This is a genomic window from Alcanivorax sp. HI0083 (assembly GCF_001635175.1).
The window spans coordinates 1-1,529 of sequence record NZ_LWFX01000521.1 but is presented as its reverse complement, the minus strand read 5'-3'; the positions used below and the strand labels follow the sequence as shown (position 1 = coordinate 1,529).

General features: G+C 58.1%; 2 protein-coding genes. One reads left to right on the top strand and one right to left on the bottom strand.

The features are described 5' to 3' along the window. The first annotated feature begins 285 nt into the window (after positions 1-285). A complete protein-coding gene (locus tag A3754_RS05395; RefSeq protein ID WP_063519022.1) occupies positions 286-1,266 on the top strand; it encodes an IS110 family transposase in 981 nt (326 codons plus the stop codon). A gap of 99 nt (positions 1,267-1,365) precedes the next feature. Here the strand turns inward: A3754_RS05395 and A3754_RS26500 are convergent. After that, positions 1,366-1,529: enoyl-CoA hydratase/isomerase family protein (locus A3754_RS26500; RefSeq protein WP_197468477.1), on the bottom strand; the 164-nt coding region annotated here is incomplete at its 5' end.

The following is a 1,529-nucleotide window of genomic DNA, read 5'->3' as shown; positions in this document are numbered from 1 at the left end:
TACCCGAGGGCACAGAGAGGCCGAAGGCCGTAAGCCGACATTCAATGTCGCCGCTGTCCCATGGGGCGAGTGTCGGATTACGTCTTTAAGACTAATCCGACCTTGTGTCTCTCCGGCGGAAGGATTTGCTACCCTTCCGCCACTGCTGGCGGGCAACCCGTATTCGACCTGAGGCCCTGAGCCTGTGATGTAGATAGGTCCCGCCAGCATTTCTCTCAAAACTTGAACGGTATCCGAGCCCTTCGTTGACCGGATGAGGCTGCACGAACAAGGAGAAGTGGAGAGATGGCTACCATCGGTATTGATGTCAGTAAGAAAAAGCTCGATCTGTGCTGGTTGCGTGATGCGCAGGCCGGCAAGGTAAAAACCCGGGTATTTCCCAATGCCCACGATCATTATCCCGCGCTGCTGTCATGGTTGCTCAAACAAACCGGCGCGTCCCCCGGCGAACTTCAGGTGTATCTGGAAGCCACCGGCATCTATCACGAACCCCTGGCGCACTGGTTGCACCAAGCCGGTGTGACGGTCTACGTGCTGAACCCTGCCCGCGTGCGCTACTACGCCCGTTCCCTGGGCGATCAAGGCAAGAGTGACAAGAAAGACAGCAAACGCATTGCCCATTTTGCTCTAGCCAACCCGGAGCTGACGCCTTGGCAGCCTGAGCCAGAGGAAGTGCGGACCCTCAAGCAGCTGGCGAAACGGCTGGAGACGGTGCAAAAGGACATTCAGCGGGAACAGAACCGGTTAGAAAAGGCGCAGTTCAACCGGGATACGCAAGCGGAGCACTCGATTACGCATGTGCTGGCGTTGCTGCGACGGGAGGCCAAACGACTGGTCAAGGAAGTGGATGAGCATATTGATCGCCATGACGGCCTGAAGCGCGATAGAGGCTTGCTGGAGAGTATTCCCGGTATTGGCGAGGTGCTGTCGGTGCATTTGTTGGTGGCACTACGATCAAGGCGCTTCAAGAGTGGCAGACAAGTGGCGGCCTTCATGGGGCTGGTGCCGGTGGAGTGGACCTCGGGCAGTTCGGTCAGGCACGCGCCGCGGCTCTCGAAGAATGGCGACCCCGCGTTGCGGCAAAAGTTATACATGGGTGCCGTTGTGGCGATGCGGCATAACCCCAGCATTCGGCGCCAATATCAACGGCTGTGTGCTGCAGGCAAACGAAAGATGTCAGCGCTGGGCGCGGCCATGAGAAAACTGGTGCACATCGCTTACGGCGTGCTGGCGCACCAGAAAGAATATGAACCACAGCCCGTTTGAGAGGGGTTGTGGTTCATTGGGAGAGACGGTATCTACTCGACCCGCCCCCCTTCCTAAACAAAAAAGGCGCCGAAGCGCCTTTTTTGTGTGTTGCCGGGATTACCGGGTCTTACCCAGATCCGCCAGTGGATGCTTCGGCGCCGGGCAACGGAAAAAGCTATCGATGTAGGCTTTCGGCACCGACGCCACATCACGATGGCGGAACCCGGGCTTACCATCCTTGTCGATCAACAAGGCCCGCACCCCTTCGCGGAAGTCACCGT

Excerpts from the sequence above, each read along its gene's own strand:
- A3754_RS05395 (WP_063519022.1), top strand. The coding sequence starts at position 286 with ATGGCTACCATCGGTATTGATGTCAGTAAGAAAAAGCTCGATCTGTGC.